Consider the following 21,266-nt stretch of genomic DNA (forward strand, 5'->3'; position numbering starts at 1 on the left):
TTGCGCCTGTCAATTTTTTTGCCTGCCCGGATTGGGCAGTTTTATAGTCATTCAACAGATGGACGCGCCACAGGCGCAGGAAAAGTAGCGTTTTGAAGAAATCCACCGCAGCACCAAAAACAGTCGTCGTTCCGCTCTGGCGGCAACAATTGCACTACCGACTCAAGGAAGGTGCATTGATCGCCATCGGCGCCTTGTGCCTGTTCCTGATGATGGCCTTGCTCACCTATGGCAAGGACGATCCGGGCTGGAGCCACAACAGCAAGATCGACGACGTACAGAATTTCGGCGGTCCTGCCGGCTCCTACAGTGCCGATATCCTGTTCATGGTGCTGGGTTACTTCGCCTACATCTTCCCGCTGCTGCTGGCGGTCAAGGCCTACCAGATCTTCCGCCAACGCCACCAGCCTTGGGAATGGAGCGGCTGGCTGTTCTCCTGGCGCCTGATCGGCCTGGTGTTCCTGGTGCTGTCGGGTGCGGCCCTGGCCCATATCCACTTCCACGCGGCCACCGGTCTGCCGGCGGGCGCGGGTGGCGCGCTGGGCGAGAGCCTTGGCGACCTGGCCCGCAACGCGCTGAATATCCAGGGCAGCACCTTGCTGTTCATCGCCCTGTTCCTGTTCGGCCTGACGGTGTTCACCGACCTGTCGTGGTTCAAGGTAATGGACGTCACCGGCAAGATTACCCTCGACCTGTTCGAACTGTTCCAGGGCGCTGCCAATCGCTGGTGGGCCGCTCGGGTGGAGCGCAAGCAACTGGTCGCGCAATTGCGTGAAGTCGATGACCGCGTGCACGACGTGGTGGCGCCAACCGTTACCGACAAGCGCGAGCAGGCCAAGGTCAAGGAACGCCTGATCGAGCGCGAGCAGGCCTTGAGCAAGCACATGTCGGACCGCGAGAAGCAGGTGCCGCCGGTTATCGCCCCTGCGCCACCGAAGCCTGCTGCACCCAGCAAGCGAGTGGAAAAAGAGAAACAGGCGCCGTTGTTCGTCGACAGCGCCGTGGAAGGCACCCTGCCGCCCATCTCGATCCTCGACCCGGCGGAAAAGAAACAGCTCAATTACTCGCCCGAATCCCTGGCTGCGGTTGGCCACCTGCTGGAAATCAAGCTCAAGGAATTCGGCGTTGAAGTGTCGGTGGATTCCATTCACCCGGGACCGGTCATTACCCGCTACGAAATCCAGCCGGCAGCCGGCGTCAAGGTCAGCCGCATCTCCAACCTGGCGAAGGACCTTGCCCGCTCCCTGGCGGTCACCAGCGTCCGGGTCGTGGAAGTGATTCCGGGCAAGACCACTGTAGGTATCGAGATTCCGAACGAGGACCGCCAGATCGTGCGCTTCTCCGAAGTGCTCTCGACCCCGGAATACGACAACTTCAAGTCGCCGGTGACCCTGGCCCTGGGCCACGACATCGGTGGCAAGCCGGTCATCACCGACCTGGCGAAAATGCCGCACTTGCTGGTGGCCGGTACCACCGGTTCGGGTAAGTCCGTGGGCGTGAACGCGATGATCCTGTCGATCCTGTTCAAGTCCGGCCCGGAAGACGCCAAGCTGATCATGATCGACCCGAAGATGCTGGAATTGTCGATCTACGAAGGCATTCCGCACCTGCTGTGCCCGGTGGTGACCGATATGAAAGACGCCGCCAACGCCCTGCGCTGGAGCGTGGCGGAGATGGAGCGTCGTTACAAGCTGATGGCGAAGATGGGCGTGCGTAACCTGTCGGGCTTCAACGCCAAGGTCAAGGAAGCCCAGGACGCGGGCGAGCCGTTGACCGATCCGCTGTACAAGCGCGAAAACATTCACGATGAAGCGCCGCTGTTGACCAAGCTGCCGACCATCGTCGTGGTGGTCGACGAATTTGCCGACATGATGATGATCGTCGGCAAGAAGGTTGAAGAACTGATCGCCCGTATCGCCCAGAAAGCCCGTGCTGCCGGCATCCACCTGATCCTCGCGACCCAGCGGCCTTCGGTTGATGTCATCACCGGTCTGATCAAGGCCAACATTCCGACGCGGATGGCGTTCCAGGTGTCGAGCAAGATCGACTCGCGGACCATCATCGACCAGGGTGGCGCCGAGCAACTGCTGGGCCACGGTGACATGTTGTACATGCCGCCCGGCACCAGCCTGCCGATCCGGGTCCACGGTGCGTTCGTATCCGATGACGAAGTTCACCGGGTGGTCGAAGCCTGGAAACTGCGGGGTGCACCGGAATACAACGATGAGATCCTCGCCGGTGTCGAAGAGGCAGGTAGCGGTTTTGAAAACGGCGGTGGTGGCGGTGATGACGATGCCGAAACCGATGCGCTGTACGACGAAGCAGTGCAATTCGTGCTGGAAAGCCGTCGCGCGTCCATTTCTGCGGTCCAGCGCAAGCTGAAGATCGGCTACAACCGCGCCGCGCGCATGATCGAAGCCATGGAAATGGCCGGGGTCGTGACGTCCATGAACACCAACGGTTCCCGCGAAGTCCTGGCACCTGGCCCGGTTCGCGACTGATCTGATTTTGCAAGGGCGGCGCCCCGCGCTCCGCCCGCACTCCCACGAATATCAAGAGGACTCCCATGCGTCTTATCCGCATGCTGTTGCTGCCGGTACTGGCTTTGACCACGCTTTCGGCCCACGCCGATGACAAGGACGTGGCGCGCCTGACCCAACTCCTGGAAAAATCCCAGACCCTGAGCGCACGCTTCTCCCAGCTGACCCTGGATGGCGGTGGCACCCAATTGCAGGAAACCGCAGGGCAGATGTCGCTGCAACGCCCGGGCTTGTTCTACTGGCACACGGATGCGCCGCAGGAACAGTTGATGGTGTCCGATGGCAAGAAGGTCTCGCTGTGGGACCCGGACCTGGAGCAGGTCACCATCAAGAACCTCGACCAGCGCCTGACCCAGACCCCGGCGCTGCTGCTGTCCGGTGACGTGTCCAAGATCAGCCAGAGCTTCGACATCAGCGCCAAGGAAGCCGGTGGCGTGATCGACTTCACCCTGAAGCCAAAAACCAAGGACACCCTGTTCGACAGCCTGCGCCTGTCGTTCCGCAATGGCCTGGTCAATGACATGCAACTGATCGACAGCGTCGGCCAGCGCACCAATATCCTATTCACCGGGGTGAAGGCCAACGAGCCGATCCCGGCGTCCAGGTTCAAGTTCGACATTCCGAAGGGCGCGGACGTCATTCAAGAGTAAGACGCAGAACCTGTGGGAGCGGGCTTGCCCGCGATGGCGTCGGGTCAGAAAACCATGATCTTGAATGTAATGTCGTCATCGCGGGCAAGCCCGCTCCCACAGGGATCGCAGCGTTCAAATAATAGAGTGATCGGCATCAGGACCCAGTGAGGTTTCATAAGCAGTGATGGACCTGTTCAGCAGCGCCCCGATAGCTCAACCCCTGGCCGCCCGCCTGCGTGCGGCCAATCTGGATGAGTACGTCGGCCAGGAACACCTGCTGGCTCGCGGCAAGCCCCTGCGCGAAGCCCTCGAGCAGGGTGCGCTGCATTCGATGATCTTCTGGGGCCCGCCGGGTGTGGGCAAGACCACCCTGGCGCGACTCCTGGCTGAAGTCTCGGACGCGCATTTCGAAACGGTGTCGGCGGTACTGGCCGGGGTGAAGGAAATCCGCCAGGCGGTGGAAATCGCCAAGCAGCAGGCCGGGCAGTACGGTAAACGCACCATTTTGTTCGTCGATGAAGTGCACCGCTTCAACAAGTCCCAGCAGGATGCGTTCCTGCCCTACGTTGAAGACGGCACCCTGATTTTCATCGGCGCGACCACCGAAAACCCCTCGTTCGAACTCAACAACGCCTTGCTGTCCCGTGCCCGCGTCTACGTGCTCAAAAGCCTCGACGAAGCGGCCCTGCGCAAGCTGGTGCAGCGCGCCCTGACCGAAGAGCGCGGCCTGGGCAAACGGCAGCTGACCCTCAGCGATGAAGGCTTCCAGATGCTGCTGACCGCCGCCGATGGCGATGGCCGGCGCCTGCTCAATCTGCTGGAAAACGCCTCGGACCTCGCTGAAGACCACAGCGAAATCGGCGTCGACCTGCTGCAGAGCCTGCTCGGCGATACCCGTCGGCGCTTCGACAAGGGTGGCGAAGCGTTTTACGACCAGATCTCCGCGCTGCATAAGTCGGTGCGCGGCTCCAATCCCGATGGTGCGCTGTACTGGTTCGCGCGAATGATCGACGGCGGTTGCGACCCCCTTTACCTGGCCCGGCGCGTGGTGCGCATGGCCAGCGAAGATATTGGCAACGCCGACCCCCGCGCCCTGAGCCTGTGCCTGGCGGCGTGGGAAGTGCAGGAGCGCCTTGGGAGCCCGGAAGGCGAGCTGGCCGTGGCGCAGGCCATCACCTACCTGGCCTGCGCGCCGAAGAGCAATGCGGTGTACATGGGCTTCAAGGCCGCCATGCGCAGTGCTACCGAACATGGCTCCCTCGAAGTGCCGCTGCACTTGCGCAACGCACCCACCAAGCTGATGAAACAACTGGGCTATGGCGACGAGTACCGTTATGCCCACGATGAGCCGGACGCTTACGCGGCCGGCGAAGATTATTTTCCTGAAAACCTCGAGCCGCAACCGTTCTATCAACCCGTGCCTCGGGGCCTGGAGTTGAAGATCGGCGAGAAGCTCAACCACCTTGCCCAACTTGATCGTCTGAGCCCCAGGCAGCGGAGAAAATAGTGATTCCACTGGTTATCGCCGTTTCGATCGGCGGCGTCGCCGGCACGCTGTTACGCTTCGCCACCGGCAATTGGGTCAACGCAAATTGGCCGCGGCACTTCTATACCGCTACGCTGGCCGTTAATATCGTGGGCTGTCTGCTGATCGGCGTGTTGTACGGCCTGTTTCTGATACGCCCGGAAGTGCCGATAGAGGTGCGTGCCGGGTTGATGGTTGGCTTCCTTGGGGGGCTGACGACTTTTTCATCTTTTTCACTGGATACGGTGCGCCTGCTGGAAAGCGGGCAAGTCCTGCTAGCCTTGGGCTATGCAGCCATCAGCGTATTCGGCGGGCTGCTCGCCACCTGGGCCGGCCTGTCCCTGACCAAACTTTGATAACGAGAGACCGACATGCTCGATTCCAAACTGTTACGTAGCAACCTTCAGGACGTAGCGGACCGCCTGGCATCCCGTGGCTACACCCTGGATGTTGCGCGCATCGAAGCGCTGGAAGAACAGCGCAAGACCGTCCAGACCCGCACCGAAGCACTGCAGGCTGAACGTAATGCGCGTTCCAAGTCCATCGGTCAGGCCAAGCAGCGCGGCGAAGACATCGCGCCGCTGATGGCGGACGTCGAGCGCATGGGCAACGAACTGGGCGCCGGCAAAGTCGAGCTGGACGCCATTCAGACCGAGCTGGACTCGATCCTGCTTGGTATTCCGAACCTGCCGCACGAGTCCGTGCCGGTCGGCAAGGATGAAGACGACAACGTCGAAGTGCGCCGCTGGGGTACGCCGACCGCTTTCGATTTCCCGGTTCAGGATCACGTGGCCCTGGGCGAAAAATTCGGCTGGCTGGATTTCGAAACCGCCGCCAAGCTGTCCGGTGCACGCTTTGCCCTGTTGCGCGGGCCGATCGCTCGTCTGCACCGGGCCCTGGCGCAATTCATGATCAACCTGCACACCAGCGAGCATGGCTATGAAGAGGCGTACACGCCTTACCTGGTCCAGGCGCCGGCGCTGCAAGGCACCGGCCAGTTGCCGAAGTTCGAGGAAGACCTGTTCAAGATCGCTCGCGAAGGCGAAGCCGATCTGTACCTGATCCCGACGGCCGAAGTGTCGCTGACCAACATCGTAGCCGGCGAAATCGTCGACTCGAAACTGCTGCCCATCAAGTTCGTCGCCCACACGCCATGCTTCCGCAGTGAAGCTGGCGCGTCGGGTCGTGACACCCGTGGCATGATCCGCCAGCACCAGTTCGACAAGGTCGAGATGGTCCAGATCGTCGAGCCATCGACTTCCATGCAAGCCCTGGAAGGCCTGACCGCCAACGCCGAGAAAGTCCTGCAACTGCTGGAGCTGCCTTACCGCACCCTGGCGCTGTGCACGGGCGACATGGGTTTCAGCGCGGTCAAGACCTACGACCTGGAAGTGTGGATTCCGAGCCAGGACAAGTACCGCGAGATTTCGTCGTGCTCCAACTGTGGCGATTTCCAGGCCCGGCGCATGCAGGCGCGTTTCCGCAACCCGGAAACCGGCAAGCCTGAGCTGGTTCACACCCTCAACGGTTCTGGCCTGGCGGTCGGTCGTACCCTGGTTGCCGTGCTCGAAAACTACCAGCAGGCCGACGGTTCGATCCGCGTGCCGCAGGTGCTGAAGCCGTACATGGGTGGCCTCGAGGTCATCGGCTAAATGGACTATCTGCCGCTGTTTCACAACCTTCGCGGCAGTCGTGTGTTGGTCGTCGGTGGGGGGGAGATTGCCTTGCGCAAATCCCGCCTGCTGGCCGAAGCCGGTGCCCTGCTGCGAGTGGTTGCACCTGAAATCGAATCGCAATTGCGTGAGCTCGTGGCTGGCAGCGGTGGCGAGTGCGTGCTGCGCGGTTACGTCGAGTCGGATTTGCACGGTTGCGGGCTGATCATTGCCGCCACCGACGACGAACCGTTGAACGCACAAGTCTCCGCCGATGCCCATCGGCGCTGTGTGCCGGTCAACGTGGTGGATGCACCGGCGCTGTGCAGCGTGATCTTCCCGGCGATCGTCGACCGTTCGCCGTTGATCATCGCGGTCTCCAGCGGCGGTGATGCACCGGTGCTGGCGCGCTTGATCCGCGCCAAACTGGAAACCTGGATTCCCTCCACTTACGGTCAGTTGGCCGGTCTGGCGGCGCGTTTTCGCAGCCAGGTCAAAGGGCTGTTCCCGGACGTGCAGCAGCGCCGGGCGTTCTGGGAAGACGTGTTCCAGGGCCCCATCGCCGATCGGCAACTGGCCGGGCAGGGCAGCGAGGCCGAGCGCCTGCTGCAGGCGAAAATCGACGGTGAAGCCACGGTGGCGACCGGCGAGGTGTACCTGGTGGGCGCAGGCCCGGGTGATCCGGACCTGCTGACGTTTCGTGCGCTGCGCCTGATGCAGCAAGCCGACGTGGTGCTGTATGACCGCCTGGTGGCGCCGGCGATTCTCGACTTGTGCCGTCGCGATGCCGAGCGGATCTATGTTGGCAAGCGTCGGGCCGATCATGCGGTGCCCCAGGATCAGATCAACCAGCAGTTGGTGGATCTGGCCAAACAGGGCAAGCGCGTGGTGCGGTTGAAGGGCGGTGATCCGTTCATCTTCGGCCGTGGCGGTGAAGAGATCGAGGAACTGGCAGCCCATGGCATCCCGTTCCAGGTGGTGCCCGGCATCACTGCCGCCAGTGGCTGCGCCGCTTATGCGGGCATCCCGCTGACGCACCGCGATTACGCGCAGTCCGTACGCTTTGTCACCGGTCACCTCAAGGATGGCTCCACCGACCTGCCGTGGGCCGACCTCGTCGCGCCGGCGCAGACGCTGGTGTTTTATATGGGGCTGGTGGGCTTGCCGATCATCTGCGAAGAACTGATCAGGCATGGCCGCGCGTCAGATACCCCGGCGGCGTTGATCCAGCAGGGCACCACGGTCAATCAACGGGTGTTCACCGGGACCCTGGCCGATCTTCCACGGCTGGTGGCGGAGCATGAAGTGCATGCCCCGACCCTGGTGATTGTTGGGGAAGTGGTGCAACTGCGCGAGAAACTGGCGTGGTTTGAAGGGGCTCAGGCGCAGGTCTGAACCTGCAATTGCGGAGTCTGGGGGAAAAAGATCGCAGCCTTCGGCAGCTCCTACAGGATGATGCGATCCCCTGTAGGAGCTGCCGAAGGCTGCGATCTTTTGATCTTAATGCTGCTGCCAAACCCCTTTCCCACTCAACCGCGCCCGATCATGCCCGCCAGTAAAATCCTGCTGCGGCCCCTTGGGCACAACCCCAGTCGGGTTGATGGTCTTGTGACTGCCGTAGTAGTGATGCTTGATGTGGGTGAAATCCACCGTCTCGGCAATCCCCGGCCACTGATACATCTCCCGCAACCAGTTCGACAGGTTCGGGTAATCGGCGATCCGTCGCAGGTTGCACTTGAAATGCCCGTGGTACACCGCATCGAACCGAATCAACGTAGTAAACAGCCGAACATCAGCCTCGGTCAGGTACTCACCCACCAGGTAGCGATTGGCGCCCAATAGCGCTTCCAGCCGGTCCAGCTCCGCAAACACTTCGTCGAATGCCTGTTCGTAGGCCTGCTGCGACGTGGCAAAGCCCGCGCGATACACCCCATTGTTCACTGCCGGATAAATTCGCTCGTTCAGCCCATCGATCTCACTGCGCAGCGCCGCTGGGTAGAAGTCCAGGTCGTTGCCGGTCAGGTCATTGAACGCACTGTTGAACATGCGAATAATTTCCGCCGATTCGTTGCTGACGATACGTTGCTGCTGCTTGTCCCAGAGCACCGGCACCGTGACGCGACCGGTGTAGTTGGCGGTATCGGCGGTGTAGCGCTGGTGCATGAAATCAAAGTGATCCAGCTTGTCACCGGTGGAGCCGAGATTCTCGTCGAAGGTCCAGCCGTTTTCCAACATCAGCCAACTGACCACCGACACGTCGATGAGCCCTTCGAGGCCTTTGAGTTTGCGCAGGATCAGCGTGCGATGGGCCCAGGGACAGGCAAGGGAAACGTACAGATGATAGCGCCCGGCCTCGGCGGCAAAGCCACCGACACCGCTGGGGCCGGGCTGGCCGTCGGCGGTCACCCAGTTGCGGCGCTGGGCCTGCTCGCGCTGGAATGCGCCGTCTTTGCTGCTTTCGTACCACTGGTCATGCCAGCGACCTTCAACTAACAAACCCATGTTCAAGACTCCTCAACCAATAAGCATTGGAGAGGAGTCTATTCCGATAGGTTCGAACAAAAAGCGCAAAGGTTGGGCGCTTATGATCGGTTAAATCGATCTGTCCCGGGCTTCCCAGTACTGCCGGGCCGTTTCGAACGCCTGCTCCCGGGGTTGGCCGAGGCCGCGCAAGGCCAGGGCCATGGTCGAGATCAGGGCCATTTGCGGGTAGCTGTCGACCACGTCGCCGCGCCACACCGCCTTCAAGTGTTCAGGGTCCAGTGCAGACGGTTTGACGTGTCGCTGGCTGGACATCTGTGGCCATTCCTCATCCCAGCTGACACCGCCGTTAGTGCCATAGAGGTGGCTGTCGGCGTCCGGGTTGATCTCGATTTCGCCACCATCGCCCTTGACCACGATCGCGGTGTCGCCGAGCAGGCCGCTGGCATCGCGGTGCACCGCCTGGTAACCGGGATGGAAGATGCTTTGCAGGCCGCAGCGCGCGCCCAGCGGGTTGAGAATGCGGGTCAGGGAATGGATCGGCGAACGCAGGCCCAGTGTGTTGCGCAAGTCGATCATGCGCTGAAGTTGCGGCGCCCAGTCCACCAGCGGCATGAACGCCAGGCCGCCATCCTCCAGCGCGGCACCGACCTGCTGCCAGGTGCGGCACAGCGGGATCTGCAAGTGTTGCAGCAACTGCTCGCTGTACAGCCGGCCGGCCGTGTGCGCGCCGCCACCATGCATGAAAATTCGCACGCCGTTCTGCGCCAGGCACTTGGCCGCCAGCAGGTACCACGGCAGGTGGCGCTTTTTGCCGGCGTAGGTCGGCCAGTCCAGGTCAACATTCAACGCTGGCGCCTGCAAACGCTCACGCAAAGCTTCGGTAAAGCCGGCCATTTCCTCGGCGCTTTCTTCCTTGTGGCGCAACAGCATCAGAAATGCGCCCAGCTGGGTGTCCTCGACCTGATCGTCGAGCACCATGCCCATGGCGACCCGTGCTTCGACCCGGGTCAGGTCGCGGGCACCACGCTTGCCCTTGCCGAGAATTCGCACGAACTGGGCGAACGGGTGTTCGGCGGGCGTTTCGAGGGTCAGCGCTGGGTAGTCGGTCATAAGCAATTCGTCGGTTTGGGCAGGCCCGCCAGTTTTGCGGCGAGTTTGGCAGGGGTGCCTTTGAACAGTCGGTTGAGGTGCAGGCTGTTGCCTTTTTCCGGGCCGAGCTTCAATGCGGTGTACTTGATCAGCGGTCGCGTAGCCGGTGACAACTGGAACTCGGCATAGAAGCTGCGCAACAGTTCGAGGATCTCCCAATGTTCGGGGCCCAGATCGATGTCTTCGGCGGCGGCCAGGGCGCTGGCCACTTCGGCGGACCAGTCGCTGAGTTCAACCAGGAAACCATCCTTGTCCAGTTCGATGGCGCGGGCGCCGACTGTCAGCGCATTCATAACCAGCTGTTGACCTTGTCGTAATGGACAGACAGTTCAACGAAGGCCGGGTAGTCGATGCTGGCGGCGCAGTCCGGAACGTTCACCGCCCGGGCTTGGGCGTCTTCGGCCAGCACGAACAGTTTCAGGGCGCGAGTGCTTAGTGCGTTGAAGGGGGCAGTGCCCGGTTGCAAGGCATGGACCGCATCGCCACAGAGCAGTAGCCCATCGTCAGTACCGATGATGCGCAGGCAACTGGTCAGGCGGTCATCGCCGAAGGGGGAATGAGACAATACGTGCAAGGTCGACATCAGAGGGTAATCACCTGATCGTAACGGTCAATAAGTGCAGTGACTTCGTGGGCGGCCAGCCCCTGGGCCTCTTCCAGCGCAAAATTGCTCAGGCCCCGGGCGCAGGCACTGTCGGCACAGACGAACAACTCTTCGACACCGAACATCGGCAGCGCTTGCAGATTGGCACTGAGGTCTTTCTGCTGCAGGGCCCTGGCGTTCTGTCCGGTGGCGAGCTGGAACACTCCGTCATCGAGAAAAAGCAGGCCGATGGGCAGGTCGAAGGCGCCACCGGCGAGCACGATGTCCAGCGCCTCCCGTGCGCTCGGCCCGGACCAGGGCGACTGGCGGCTGATGATCAACAAGGATTTGGCCATTTTACGCGCCCCCGAAACAGATCAGGCGGTCGGCGTTCTGGACCGCGTCGTGCAGCTGGCCAAGGCCGGACAGCTCCCACGGTGCACCGACCGCGACCGAACGCTGGTAACGACTGGCTTCTTCCTCATTCAACACACCGCGGCGCAGGGCGGCGGCGATGCACACCACGCCGTCGAGTTGATGGTCGGCGACCAATTCGCGCCATTGCCGGGGCAGGTCCAGCTCATCCTGGGCAGTCACTACACTGGTCGATGCGTTATAGACGCCGTCCTGGTAGAAAAACAGCCGGACAATCTCATGCCCCCCGGCCAGCGCGGCCTGGGCGAACAACAGGGCGCGGCGCGAGGAGGGCGCATGGGCGGCGGAAAACAGCGCGATGGCGAACTTCATGACGGACTCGATCAGCGGAACTGCGAGCATGATAAAGCTTTATCGGCTGTGCGGCGAAGTAGGTTTCTGCAGAGGCCGAGGCGCTGTGCAGACGCCATCGCGGGCAAGCCTTGCTCACACAGAGGTGTCGGCCATCCACAAATACTGCGCACACCACCAATACCCTGTGGGAGAGGCGGTGCGACGATTCTACTTGCACCGCGAAAGCGGCCGGCGCCTCAACAACGACATTTGGATCTACCGCGGCATATACCCCAATTGCCAACGCCGTGGAATCCTCAGCGACAGCACCCCGATCACCCCCGCCAGCAGCCCGCTGACAAACAGCGCCTTGAGCCCCAGATGATGCTCCAGCAGCGCCCCCAGCACCGCACCGGCGAACATCCCGGTCCACGGGATCAACTGCACCCGCCAGCCGTTGCGCCGTTCGCCCAGCATCCATCGGCCCAATCCACGACCAAACCGCGAGAGGGCGCCAGTCACGTAGGTGAGCCCGACCGGCAGGCCATTGACCTCTTCCACGGCTGCATTGAGCATGCCCATGGCGATGATCGCCGCCAGCAGGGCGGGCAGCTGATCTGCATAAGGCCAGGCCGCCGCGCCGCACAGCAGCATGGCGATGCACAGCAACAACGGCAGCGCCCGGCGGCCGCCGAGGCGACTGACAACAATTCCCAGGGCATTGCCGACGACGAAGGTGGCCACCAGGATCACCAGGCGCAAGGTCAGGCCCACATCGCCGTCACTGATGGCCACGGCGAGGCGGGTGGTGTTGCCGCTCATGAACGAGACGAAATCGCCACTGGCCATGAAGCCAATGGCATCGGTCATGCCGGCGAGCACCGAGAGGCTGGCGACCAGCGACAGGCCGATGCGACCACGCCATTTGCGAGCGTGCAGATGGCCGTCGCTGGCTCGGTTACTGGAGGACGATGGCAACATCGGTGCGGGCATCCTTGTGTGATGGGTTAGTGGGCCAACCCATATAACTCGCAATACTCCAACCAGTCCATGCCCGCCATCTCGGCCACTTCGCGGTGAACTTCCAGGCGCTGCGCCTGATAGTCCGCTTCAGTCGCTGCGGTCAATTGCAGCGTCAACTCCCAGGCAAACAAACCCAGGTGCTCGGCCTCGGCTTCGAAGGCTTCGTGCAGCCGCTCTTCGCGGTACTGCGCGGCGGTCTCGCCCTTGGCCTGGGCCAGCAGAGGGTTGAGGTTGTCGAGTTCGACGCGCAGTTCAGGGCGCTCGTCGAGAAACTTCTTCAGTGCCTGATCATGTTGCTGTTCGGTTGCTGCCATGGTCGCTCCTTGGCAAGGGCTTACGAAGTCTGCTTTTTGCTGGCCTTGGCCGCTGCCGCCAGACACTCCAGGGCAAATTGCTCAGGGTAGGTCATCTGGATTGGCGTGGTCTCGCCCTTGACGGTGCGTTCGCCTTCAAGGATGTAGCGGATGCGCTTGTCGGTCACACCGATGCGCTTGGCGATCCAGGACGGGGTCTGGCCAATCTGGCTGATCAGCTTGTCGGCGTATTCGGCGGTAGGTTTGTAGTATTCGGCGTTGGGTGTCATGACCTTTCCAGAAAATGGCCCGCAAATCGGGCAATCGGACGTTTATGGCGCGACAGGGTGCGCGAATCGTCTCGCGGTGTCGCGGTATAAATGAAGTAAAGCAGAATGAAACGTCCTGCCTGGATGATACAGTCGGCTTTTTCCTGATGAGTGAACGCAATGCGAATTCTGCTGCTGGCCCTGGCCGCTACCCTGCTGGCGGGCTGCGCCGGCTCGGTGATGAACGATGCTAGGACCAAAACCCCGTACCAGACCCTGAAGTCGGACAAACCGGAAAAAGTCGTCGCCCAGTGCGTGCAGTTTTCCTGGCAGGACGAGGCGGTGTTCGGCGTCGATGCGGGTGCCTACCTGCAACCGGGCGAGAAGGGCGGGTCGACCGTCTACACCCGTTCCGCGGAGTCGTTCGTGGACGTGACCACGGATGCGTCGGGGACCGTGCTGAGCTATTACGCCCGGCAGGACGATTTCGTGGCCAAGCGCCGCTTGGCTGCGTTGGCAACCTGCCTCTGATTCAATGAAATGACACATTTCAACCTGTGGGAGTGAGCCTGCTCGCCCCTACACGGTGGGTGTGTATCGCCTGCAGGGTCAGGCGATGGTCAGGCGCTTCTGAAAAAAGTAGCGCTTGTGTCCCGGCGGGTAATCGGCGATATGCCCGAACTCGCTATAACCCATCTTGCGGTAGAACCCCGGCGCCTGGAACTCGAAGGTGTCGAGCCAGATCCCCAGGCATTCCTTCTCCCTGGCGTGATCCTCGGCCATTTGCATCAGCCGTGAGCCCAATCCCTGTCCCCGGGCATTTTCCGGCACCGACAGCAATTCGATATACAACCACTGGTAAAACACCTTGCCGTACAAACCGCCGAGAACCTGGTCGTGCTCGTCGCGCACCAGCAAGGCGATCGGCTGCGCTTTCGTGACACCTGCCTTGGAGGCGTTATAGGCACGCAACGGCAGGAGAATCGCCTGGTGCTGCTCTTCAGTGGGGTCTTGCGTGATTTCTATGCGCAGCGTCATCAGCTACATCCTTATGGCCATGAGTGAATCGGCAGCAGCGTAGCGCGACGCGTGCGGTTTGATCCAGCCTGGCGTGGAACTGTCGTGCAAGCGCAAATGTCTAGCCTTAACAGCGTCATTCGAGAACGCAGCCGATGAGGAACCACCGTGAATATTTTTGAAGCCTTGCGCGAAAGCCATGACCGTCAACGTACCTATGCCGATGCGCTGATCCAGACCAGCGGCGATACCCCGGAGCGTGCCGAGGCCTACAAGCGCCTGAAGTCCGAGCTGCAGGCGCACGAAACCGCCGAGGAGCGGCATTTCTACATCCCGTTGATGGAGTTCGACAATGGCGTTGACCTCAGCCGTCACGCCATTTCCGAGCACCACGAGATGGACGAGATGATGGAAACCCTCGACGAGACCGAGATGTCCAGCCCGTCCTGGCTGGCCACTGCGAAGAAATTGTCCGAGAAGGTCCATCACCACTTGAAAGAGGAGGAGCAGAAGTTCTTCCAGATGGCCGGCAAATTGCTGAGCGACAAGCAGAAGGAGACGCTGGCAGGGCAGTACTTGAAGGAGTTCGACGAGCAGCTCGATCAGGCATCCTGAAGGGCTTCTTCGCCTCGAATTTCGCATGCAGCTCCTACGGGGGAGCGCCGGGGATTGCGGACCGGTGTAGGGCAATACGGCGCCGGGGAGGCGCAATACGCAATCGCGACCATACTTCGTACTGCTCTTGAAGCGTTCACTCTGTTTGTCCCCGAACCTGAAAACAAAAAGAGACGGAATCATGAAGTTCGAACCTTTTGCCAAATCGCTGATAGCGACCTCCCTGGCGCTCAGTTGCCTGTCTGCTTACGCGGCCTCAGTGGCCCCGGTTGCCGCCGAAAACGGCATGGTCGTCACCGCCCAACACCTGGCCAGCCATGTGGGTGTCGATGTGCTCAAGAACGGTGGCAACGCCGTCGATGCTGCAGTCGCGGTCGGCTATGCGCTGGCGGTGGTCTATCCCGCAGCGGGCAACCTTGGCGGTGGTGGTTTCATGACCATCCAGCTGGCCGACGGACGCAAGACCTTCCTCGACTTCCGTGAAAAAGCCCCGTTGGCCGCCACTGCCGACATGTATCTGGATAAAGAAGGCAATCTCGTTCCGGACCTCAGTACCCGAGGCCACCTGGCAGTTGGCGTTCCGGGCACCGTGTCGGGCATGGAGCTGGCCCTGTCGAAATACGGCACCAAGCCGCGCAAGGAAGTGATCGCCCCGGCGATCAAGCTCGCTGAAGACGGTTTTGAGCTGCAGCAGGGCGATGTCGAGCTGTTGGAATACGCCACAGACGTCTTCAAAAAAGACATCAAGGATTCCGGCTCGATCTTCCTGAGCAACGGCGAGCCGATGCAGGTCGGGCAGAAACTGGTGCAAAAAGACCTGGGCAAAACCCTGCGGGAAATTTCCGAGAAGGGCGCCGACGGTTTTTACAAAGGCTGGGTTGCCGACGCCATCGTCACCTCCAGCCAGGCCAACAAGGGCATCATTACCCAGGCCGACCTAGACAAATACAAAACCCGCGAACTGGCACCTGTGGAGTGCGACTACCGGGGTTATCACGTGGTCTCGGCGCCACCGCCAAGCTCCGGCGGCGTGGTGATCTGCGAGATCATGAACATCCTCGACGGCTATCCGATGAAAGACCTGGGCTACCGTTCGGCCCAGGGCATGCACTACCAGATCGAAGCCATGCGCCACGCCTATGTCGACCGCAACAGCTACCTCGGCGACCCGGATTTCGTTAAAAATCCTATCGAACACCTGCTGGACAAGAACTACGCGACCAAAATCCGCGCCGCCATCGACCCGAAAAAGGCCGGCGTGTCCCGCGAGATCAAGCCCGGCGTTGCGCCCCATGAAGGCAGCAACACCACCCATTACTCGATCGTCGATAAATGGGGCAATGCGGTGTCGGTGACCTACACCCTCAACGACTGGTTTGGCGCCGGCGTCATGGCCAGCAAGACCGGGGTCATCCTCAACGACGAAATGGACGACTTCACCTCGAAGATCGGCGTACCGAACATGTATGGCCTGGTGCAGGGTGAGGCCAATGTCATCGCTCCCGGCAAGGCGCCGCTGTCGTCGATGAGCCCGACCATCGTGACCAAAGACGGCAAGGTGGTGATGGTCGTCGGCACCCCGGGGGGCAGCCGCATCATTACCGCGACACTGCTGACCATCCTCAACGTGATCGACTACGGGATGAACATCCAGGAAGCGGTGGATGCCCCGCGTTTCCATCAGCAATGGCTGCCGGAAGAAACCAACCTGGAGACCTTCACCACCAGTCCCGACACGGTGAAGATGCTCGAAAGCATGGGCCATAAATTCGCCGGGCCCCAGGATGCCAATCACGTCGCGGCGATTCTGGTCGGGGCGCCTTCGCTTGAGGGCAAGCCGGTTGGCAAGAACCGCTTCTACGGAGCCAACGACCCGCGGCGCAATACCGGTCTGTCGCTCGGTTATTGAAGGTTGTATTTACAGGGGGACAGATCTATTTTCTGTTCCCCCCGCTCTGTATTCACAAAGCGCTTCACCAGCACACCCACTCAAGGAAGGACAATCATGACCACCGCACTGCTGATCGTCGACGTACAGCACGCCTTGTGCACCGGCCAGTACCAATGCTTCGATATTCAACGGGTGATTGCCAACATCAACACGCTCAGCGGCAGGGCAAGGGCCGGCAGCATCCCGGTCGTGCTCATCCAGCACCAGGAAAAGGGCGACTTGCTGCAACATGGCTCCGAGGGCTGGCAACTCGCCAAGGAACTGGACACTTCGCCCGAGGACCTGCGAATAGACAAGACCACCGGGGACTCCTTCTACCAGACCCCACTTGAAGCGTTGCTGCTGGAGCGTGAGGTTGATCGCCTGATCATCTGCGGCCTGCAAACCGACTATTGCGTAAACGCCACCGTCCGCCAGGCGCATGCCCTGGGCTACGACGTGGTACTCGCCGGCGACGCGCATTCCACGGTCGATAACGGCAATACCACCGCCGAAGACATTATTGCCGAACACAACAAAATCCTGGCCCACCTGACCGGCCCGGTAGGCCGGATCGACATAACAGCGGCCAACGAAATCAAACTTTAAAGCCGAACCACGGCTACACTTATCGCCTGTTCCTCCAACCCACGTCCTTCCCTGGCATGAGGCGAATCTGTCGTGGAAGTTTTCGCGCTTCTCTCTGGCTACCTGATGGCGTGGGTGATCGAGCCGGTCGCCCACGAGTTCGTTGGCATCTTCGACCTCAATGGCCGCTTTGGCCTGTTGTTCCTTGGCGTGTCCTACTCGGTCGCCTACAGCCTTTTTCGTTACCGCAGGCGTCGCGGTTTGACTGATGCTTCATCGTTCTGGCAATTCATCGGCGCCGGCAAGGTGCATTTTCACCCCTCTGCGTTACTGGATTACCGCTACTACTTTGTGCGCGCCATCCTTAAGGTCGCGCTGGTGCTGCCCATCGTCGGCATCGTTGACCCGCACATCCTGCGCTCGGCCGACTACGTTGGTTTTTTCACCAACCTGTGGGGGGCTCGCGTGCAAGTGCAGCAACACCTCGGCCTTTCATTGCTGTACGGACTGGGGGTTTTCCTGGCGCGAGACTTCACCCATTACTGGACCCACCGCGCCTTTCATACGCGCTGGCTCTGGGCGTTCCACAAGGTCCACCATTCGGCACAGGTATTGGTACCGGCGACAGCCAGCCGCGTGCATTTCCTGGAGAAGGTGGTGGAAAAGCTCTCCATCAGCGTGATCGTCGGCGCCTATGCCGGTGTGTTCTGGTATGCCTGTGGCGGCGAGATCAGCCGCTACACCCTGTTCGGCGTGACCTACCTGGTGTTCATCCTCAACGGGCTGGCGGCGAACCTGCGCCACAGCCACGTGTGGTTATCGTTCGGCCCGGCCATCGAGCATGTGCTCAACAGCCCGGCCCAGCACCAGATCCATCACAGCGATGCGCCGCGCCACTTCGACAGGAATTTTGGCGTCAACCTGTCCCTGTGGGACTGGATGTTTGGCACGCTCTACGTCACCACGTCCAAGCCTGAGTCGCTGCAGTTCGGCCTCGCCGGCCAGGGCCCTGAGCGTTACCACACGCTCGGCGACCTGATCGTGATGCCTTTGCGCGAAATCGTCAGCAAGATCCGTGTGCTCAGGCCGTGGGCGCAAACCCTTAGCCTACGTCAGCGGGTCATGAACTGGACGCACCGGCACGCCTATGGCATCGTCAAATTAATACGTCGTGTAATGATCAGGATAAGAAACAATGGAGGAGGGGGACCAGGTCGGCACCAAGGTATCGATGGCAACGCTAAAGGCGTTCAATCTTTGCGTGCTGGAACTGGGTCGGCTGGCCCGGGATCATCGCTCAACCCGCTTCATCGAAGATGGCCTGCAGGCGTTTCGTTCACTGGTGCCCTTTGCGTCGGCCTGGTGGGGGGAGATGTCAGTGTCGGGCGTCAATATTCCTCCGAAAAGCTGGATGCACGGGCGGATCGACCTGCCTGAATCCTTTGCCGTGGAATGGCACAAGGGCGCCGATGCGGACAGTTTTTCCCATGACACTTTAAGCAAGCCCGGCACCGTGGTGCGCGACAGCGGTTATGACGATCTGGACGAAGGCGTGAGTGCCTTTGCCCGGCGCCACGATCTGTTCCATGCGATGTGCATCACCTTTGAGCTGCCCGAAAGCGGACTAATGTTCTTCGTGTGCCTGTATCGCGGCCAGCATGAGTGCGCGTTCGAACAAGACGCGGCCGGTTTGTTCAGCGCCTTCTGCGATCATCTGCTGCAGCTGTGGCGGTTCCAGGTGCAGGACATGATTCGCGTCGACACGGGGAATGGGGCAAGCGACTTCGGCGTCGCCCGCATGGATGGCAGCCTGCTGTATATCGGCGCTGCCCTGGGTGTGGCCATCCAGCGCGAATTGCCGCAGTGGGACGGTTCGACGCTGCCGCCCGAGGTGATTGTCCAGTTAGCCAAAGCGCCGTGCGTGATGCGCCTGGGACGCTGCGCCCTGACACTCTCGCCTAACGGCGAGCATGTGATCCTGTCCCTGGAAACCCTGTCACGCGGGGTGATGCTCGCACCCCGGGAGCGCACCGCAGCGATGCTGTTTGCCGCCGGCCATTCCTACAAGGAAATCGCCAAAATCCTCGCCTTGAGCCCGGCCACCGTGCGCACTTACCTGCGCAACTGCTATGTGCAGCTTGGGGTGAAAAGCAAGGTCGAACTGGGGTCGGCACTGCGCTCCCCCTCTGCGAACCCTCTGGCCAAATCCGGATAACAGATTCTTCTGCGGCGCGCTGCATCCACAAGTATTTTCCTCACCCTCCTCATTTGTAGAGGTCCATTCAAACGCCGCGCCCTATAGGGTAGCTCCTGCACTACGGGGCGAGCACGGCAGTCTGATCGGGCGCTTTAAAAACTATAAAAACAGAGGTGAGACACGTGAAATTCTCCAGGCTGGGTATCGCAGTGACGACGGCGACGGCATTTTCCTTCATGTCGCTGGTGGGGTGTCAGACCCAAGGTTCCAACGCCGCCGACATGGTCATGCGCAACGGTTATGTCTATACCGTCGATGGCCAGAATTCCGTGCAGCAGGCAATTGCGGTAACGGCCGGCAAGATCGTCTACGTCGGCAGCGAGGCTGGGGTGGCCGCCTTTGTCGGTCCGCAGACCCGGCAGCTCGACCTGGGCGGGCGCATGCTGATGCCCGGTTTCATCGACGCGCACATGCACCCGGGTGACGGTGGTCGGGCGATGACCTTGTGCGATCTGAAATACCAGACCATGACCCGCAAAGTATTCCAGGAACGGATTCAGGCGTGCCTGGATGCCGAGCCGGACAAAGGGCCGGATGTCTGGCTGGAAGTCGGTAGCTGGGACCGCATGGGCATGGACGGGCTCGATGGCGACCCGGACAAGTCGACGCTGGACGCCCTCAGGACCCAACGTCCCATCCAGGTACGCTCCAGCGATTTCCATACCGTGCTGGTGAATTCACGCGGCCTGGCGCTCGCCGGCATCGATAAGCACACCGTTGATCCCGGCGACGGCAAGTTCGCCCGTGACAGCGCGGGCAATCCCACTGGCATCTGCGAAGACGGCGCCGCCGAATCGATGGCCGCCGTAGTGCCTCCCGCCAGCGATGCACAGAAGTTGATTCAGACTCGCGCCGCACTCGACGCCATGCGCCAGCAAGGCATCACCAGTTTCTTCGATGCCTTGTCCGGTGCTGAAAGCGCCAAGGCATTCACTCAGCTGCAGCAGTCGGGCGAGCTGACTTCCCGAGCACTGTTGGCCATCAAACTGGACCCGGCCGCCGCAGCAGCGGACCCGGCAAAGACCATCGCCGAAGCGAAGGCCCTGGCCGCCACCTATGACCAGGGCGACGCGCAACCGGCTCCTGGTGTGAGCATGCGTCACGTCAAATTGTTCATGGACGGGATCATCAATGCGCCTGCGGACACCGGCGCGATGCTGACGCCCTATCTGCAAAACAGCGGGACCGAGAAGGCCCCCAAGTGGACGCCCGGCAAGAATCTCGGCGAGTTATATTTCCCGCCTCAGACGCTCAACCCGCTGTTGCTCAGGGCTGTCCAGGCCGGACTTGATCCACATCTGCATGCTACCGGCGAACGGGCAGTGCGCGCCTCGCTCGACAGTGTCGAATACGTGCGCCGTCAGCTGCCTGGCAGCGACTTTCGGCCTGCCATCGCCCACGCAGAATCGGTGGACCCCGCCGACTACCCGCGCTTCAAGGCGCTCGATGTGACGGCAACCATGTCCTTTCAGTGGGCCCAGCAGGCGCCGTCCACCATTGACGGCACCCACGAACATTTGGGGTCGGCACGTTTTGCCCGCATGGAACCGTCGGGCAGCATTGCCAACGCCGGTGGGCGCATTGCCTATGGTAGCGACTGGCCGGTCGATCCGCTCGACGAGTTCCTCGCGTTGAAAATTGGCGTGACCCGCGCCGGCGATCCGCTGAACCCCCACAGCTATGGGCCCGAGTATGCCGGCAAACTCAATGGCGACCCGGCGCTGTCGCGCAGCGAAGTGCTGCGGGCCATCACCTTGAATGCCGCCCAACAGCTGAAGCTGGAGGCCGTCACCGGCTCGCTTGAAGTCGGCAAGTTCGCCGACCTGATCGTCCTGAAGAGAAACTTCATGCAGGTGCCGGAAGCAGAACTGGGCCGCAATGAAGTGCTGTTGACTGTCGTCGGCGGCAAGGTGGTGTGGGCCAAGGCGCCGTTTGTGGGCCTTGACCCGCAAGCGTTGCCCCAGGCTTCACAGGCTTCAGTCACTCCGACCGCTCAATAAA

The 21,266-nt window shown here is 61.3% G+C and carries 22 protein-coding genes and 1 pseudogene; 13 read left to right on the forward strand and 10 right to left on the reverse strand.

Translation table 11 applies throughout. The features are described 5' to 3' along the window. The first annotated feature begins 92 nt into the window (after nucleotides 1–92). From IMW75_RS09040 to cysG, 6 genes are all read left to right on the forward strand, one after another. The gene (locus IMW75_RS09040) at nucleotides 93–2,501 is read left to right on the forward strand and encodes a DNA translocase FtsK (RefSeq protein WP_082069251.1); all 2,409 of its coding nucleotides are present in this window, start codon (nucleotides 93–95) and stop codon (nucleotides 2,499–2,501) included. Nucleotides 2,502–2,566: 65 nt separating this feature from the next. Next, on the forward strand, nucleotides 2,567–3,190 hold the full coding sequence (lolA, locus tag IMW75_RS09045) for an outer membrane lipoprotein periplasmic chaperone LolA (RefSeq protein ID WP_045062272.1): 624 nt from the start codon (nucleotides 2,567–2,569) through the stop codon (nucleotides 3,188–3,190). 166 nt (nucleotides 3,191–3,356) lie between these two features. Further along, entirely contained in the window at nucleotides 3,357–4,679 is a 1,323-nt protein-coding gene (locus IMW75_RS09050) for a replication-associated recombination protein A (protein ID WP_205892410.1), read from the forward strand. Further along, the gene (gene crcB / locus IMW75_RS09055; RefSeq protein ID WP_045062268.1) at nucleotides 4,679–5,053 is read left to right on the forward strand and encodes a fluoride efflux transporter CrcB; all 375 of its coding nucleotides are present in this window, start codon (nucleotides 4,679–4,681) and stop codon (nucleotides 5,051–5,053) included. Before IMW75_RS09050 ends, crcB begins: the two co-directional genes overlap by 1 nt. A gap of 15 nt (nucleotides 5,054–5,068) precedes the next feature. Then, a complete protein-coding gene (gene serS / locus IMW75_RS09060) occupies nucleotides 5,069–6,349 on the forward strand; it encodes a serine--tRNA ligase (protein WP_045062266.1) in 1,281 nt (426 codons plus the stop codon). Beyond that, entirely contained in the window at nucleotides 6,350–7,744 is a 1,395-nt protein-coding gene (gene cysG / locus IMW75_RS09065) for a siroheme synthase CysG (protein ID WP_045062264.1), read from the forward strand. A gap of 105 nt (nucleotides 7,745–7,849) precedes the next feature. On the opposite strand, the gene IMW75_RS09070 is transcribed toward cysG, so the two are convergent. From IMW75_RS09070 to IMW75_RS09110, 9 genes are all read right to left on the reverse strand, one after another. Then, on the reverse strand, nucleotides 7,850–8,851 hold the full coding sequence (locus IMW75_RS09070; protein WP_205892411.1) for a glutathione S-transferase family protein: 1,002 nt from the start codon (nucleotides 8,849–8,851) through the stop codon (nucleotides 7,850–7,852). A 90-nt stretch (nucleotides 8,852–8,941) separates the two neighbouring features. Then, a complete protein-coding gene (locus tag IMW75_RS09075; protein ID WP_205892412.1) occupies nucleotides 8,942–9,943 on the reverse strand; it encodes a glycosyl transferase family protein in 1,002 nt (333 codons plus the stop codon). Next, on the reverse strand, nucleotides 9,940–10,275 hold the full coding sequence (locus tag IMW75_RS09080) for a TusE/DsrC/DsvC family sulfur relay protein (RefSeq protein ID WP_205892413.1): 336 nt from the start codon (nucleotides 10,273–10,275) through the stop codon (nucleotides 9,940–9,942). The genes IMW75_RS09075 and IMW75_RS09080 overlap by 4 nt, the downstream gene beginning before the upstream one ends. Further along, nucleotides 10,272–10,565 carry a sulfurtransferase complex subunit TusB gene (gene tusB, locus IMW75_RS09085; protein ID WP_045062255.1) on the reverse strand — a complete coding sequence of 98 codons (294 nt, stop codon included), beginning with the start codon at nucleotides 10,563–10,565 and terminating at the stop codon, nucleotides 10,272–10,274. Before tusB ends, IMW75_RS09080 begins: the two co-directional genes overlap by 4 nt. Next, nucleotides 10,565–10,921, reverse strand: coding sequence for a sulfurtransferase complex subunit TusC (tusC, locus tag IMW75_RS09090; protein WP_205892414.1), 357 nt, complete (start codon nucleotides 10,919–10,921; stop codon nucleotides 10,565–10,567). Before tusC ends, tusB begins: the two co-directional genes overlap by 1 nt. A gap of 1 nt (nucleotide 10,922) precedes the next feature. Next, entirely contained in the window at nucleotides 10,923–11,312 is a 390-nt protein-coding gene (tusD, locus tag IMW75_RS09095) for a sulfurtransferase complex subunit TusD (protein WP_205892415.1), read from the reverse strand. A 237-nt stretch (nucleotides 11,313–11,549) separates the two neighbouring features. Then, the gene (locus tag IMW75_RS09100; protein ID WP_045062252.1) at nucleotides 11,550–12,254 is read right to left on the reverse strand and encodes a YoaK family protein; all 705 of its coding nucleotides are present in this window, start codon (nucleotides 12,252–12,254) and stop codon (nucleotides 11,550–11,552) included. Between the two features lie 26 nt (nucleotides 12,255–12,280). Next, on the reverse strand, nucleotides 12,281–12,610 hold the full coding sequence (locus IMW75_RS09105) for a DUF6388 family protein (RefSeq protein WP_045062249.1): 330 nt from the start codon (nucleotides 12,608–12,610) through the stop codon (nucleotides 12,281–12,283). 20 nt (nucleotides 12,611–12,630) lie between these two features. Then, nucleotides 12,631–12,879, reverse strand: a complete 249-nt coding sequence (locus IMW75_RS09110) for a hypothetical protein (RefSeq protein WP_045062247.1) — start codon at nucleotides 12,877–12,879, stop codon at nucleotides 12,631–12,633. A 159-nt stretch (nucleotides 12,880–13,038) separates the two neighbouring features. Between IMW75_RS09110 and IMW75_RS09115 the strand changes: the two genes are divergently transcribed. Beyond that, a complete protein-coding gene (locus IMW75_RS09115; RefSeq protein ID WP_205892416.1) occupies nucleotides 13,039–13,389 on the forward strand; it encodes a hypothetical protein in 351 nt (116 codons plus the stop codon). Between the two features lie 78 nt (nucleotides 13,390–13,467). On the opposite strand, the gene IMW75_RS09120 is transcribed toward IMW75_RS09115, so the two are convergent. Next, complete coding sequence (locus tag IMW75_RS09120; RefSeq protein WP_205892417.1) at nucleotides 13,468–13,896, reverse strand: GNAT family N-acetyltransferase; 429 nt, start codon at nucleotides 13,894–13,896, stop codon at nucleotides 13,468–13,470. Nucleotides 13,897–14,043: 147 nt separating this feature from the next. On the opposite strand from IMW75_RS09120, the gene IMW75_RS09125 reads away from it, so the two are divergent. The 6 genes and pseudogenes from IMW75_RS09125 (at nucleotide 14,044) to IMW75_RS09150 (ending at nucleotide 21,265) form a co-directional block, all read left to right on the forward strand. After that, nucleotides 14,044–14,490 (forward strand): hemerythrin domain-containing protein, encoded by a 447-nt coding sequence (locus tag IMW75_RS09125; protein WP_045062241.1) that lies wholly within the window; start codon nucleotides 14,044–14,046, stop codon nucleotides 14,488–14,490. Nucleotides 14,491–14,671: 181 nt separating this feature from the next. Next, nucleotides 14,672–16,399 (forward strand): gamma-glutamyltransferase, encoded by a 1,728-nt coding sequence (ggt, locus tag IMW75_RS09130; RefSeq protein ID WP_205892418.1) that lies wholly within the window; start codon nucleotides 14,672–14,674, stop codon nucleotides 16,397–16,399. Nucleotides 16,400–16,495: 96 nt separating this feature from the next. After that, nucleotides 16,496–17,029 carry a cysteine hydrolase family protein gene (locus tag IMW75_RS09135; protein ID WP_205892419.1) on the forward strand — a complete coding sequence of 178 codons (534 nt, stop codon included), beginning with the start codon at nucleotides 16,496–16,498 and terminating at the stop codon, nucleotides 17,027–17,029. Between the two features lie 105 nt (nucleotides 17,030–17,134). Then, a pseudogene (locus tag IMW75_RS09140) lies at nucleotides 17,135–18,085 on the forward strand (sterol desaturase family protein); the annotation flags it as partial. A gap of 118 nt (nucleotides 18,086–18,203) precedes the next feature. Beyond that, nucleotides 18,204–19,223, forward strand: coding sequence for a helix-turn-helix transcriptional regulator (locus IMW75_RS09145; protein WP_045062233.1), 1,020 nt, complete (start codon nucleotides 18,204–18,206; stop codon nucleotides 19,221–19,223). 164 nt (nucleotides 19,224–19,387) lie between these two features. Continuing rightward, nucleotides 19,388–21,265, forward strand: a complete 1,878-nt coding sequence (locus IMW75_RS09150) for an amidohydrolase family protein (RefSeq protein WP_205892420.1) — start codon at nucleotides 19,388–19,390, stop codon at nucleotides 21,263–21,265. Nucleotide 21,266: the final 1 nt, after the last annotated feature.

Source organism: Pseudomonas gregormendelii (genome assembly GCF_017114825.1).
Classification (GTDB): Bacteria; Pseudomonadota; Gammaproteobacteria; order Pseudomonadales; family Pseudomonadaceae; genus Aquipseudomonas; species Aquipseudomonas gregormendelii.

Bases quoted from the DNA above. Each gene is read 5' to 3' on its own strand.
- lolA (WP_045062272.1), top strand. From the start codon at position 2,567: ATGCGTCTTATCCGCATGCTGTTGCTGCCGGTACTGGCTTTGACCACG.
- IMW75_RS09050 (WP_205892410.1), top strand. From the start codon at position 3,357: ATGGACCTGTTCAGCAGCGCCCCGATAGCTCAACCCCTGGCCGCCCGC.
- serS (WP_045062266.1), top strand. From the start codon at position 5,069: ATGCTCGATTCCAAACTGTTACGTAGCAACCTTCAGGACGTAGCGGAC.
- cysG (WP_045062264.1), top strand. From the start codon at position 6,350: ATGGACTATCTGCCGCTGTTTCACAACCTTCGCGGCAGTCGTGTGTTG.
- IMW75_RS09070 (WP_205892411.1), bottom strand. From the start codon at position 8,851: ATGGGTTTGTTAGTTGAAGGTCGCTGGCATGACCAGTGGTACGAAAGC.
- IMW75_RS09075 (WP_205892412.1), bottom strand. From the start codon at position 9,943: ATGACCGACTACCCAGCGCTGACCCTCGAAACGCCCGCCGAACACCCG.
- IMW75_RS09080 (WP_205892413.1), bottom strand. From the start codon at position 10,275: ATGAATGCGCTGACAGTCGGCGCCCGCGCCATCGAACTGGACAAGGAT.
- tusB (WP_045062255.1), bottom strand. From the start codon at position 10,565: ATGTCGACCTTGCACGTATTGTCTCATTCCCCCTTCGGCGATGACCGC.
- tusC (WP_205892414.1), bottom strand. From the start codon at position 10,921: ATGGCCAAATCCTTGTTGATCATCAGCCGCCAGTCGCCCTGGTCCGGG.
- tusD (WP_205892415.1), bottom strand. From the start codon at position 11,312: ATGAAGTTCGCCATCGCGCTGTTTTCCGCCGCCCATGCGCCCTCCTCG.
- IMW75_RS09100 (WP_045062252.1), bottom strand. From the start codon at position 12,254: ATGTTGCCATCGTCCTCCAGTAACCGAGCCAGCGACGGCCATCTGCAC.
- IMW75_RS09105 (WP_045062249.1), bottom strand. From the start codon at position 12,610: ATGGCAGCAACCGAACAGCAACATGATCAGGCACTGAAGAAGTTTCTC.
- IMW75_RS09110 (WP_045062247.1), bottom strand. From the start codon at position 12,879: ATGACACCCAACGCCGAATACTACAAACCTACCGCCGAATACGCCGAC.
- IMW75_RS09115 (WP_205892416.1), top strand. From the start codon at position 13,039: ATGCGAATTCTGCTGCTGGCCCTGGCCGCTACCCTGCTGGCGGGCTGC.
- IMW75_RS09120 (WP_205892417.1), bottom strand. From the start codon at position 13,896: ATGACGCTGCGCATAGAAATCACGCAAGACCCCACTGAAGAGCAGCAC.
- ggt (WP_205892418.1), top strand. From the start codon at position 14,672: ATGAAGTTCGAACCTTTTGCCAAATCGCTGATAGCGACCTCCCTGGCG.
- IMW75_RS09135 (WP_205892419.1), top strand. From the start codon at position 16,496: ATGACCACCGCACTGCTGATCGTCGACGTACAGCACGCCTTGTGCACC.
- IMW75_RS09145 (WP_045062233.1), top strand. From the start codon at position 18,204: ATGGAGGAGGGGGACCAGGTCGGCACCAAGGTATCGATGGCAACGCTA.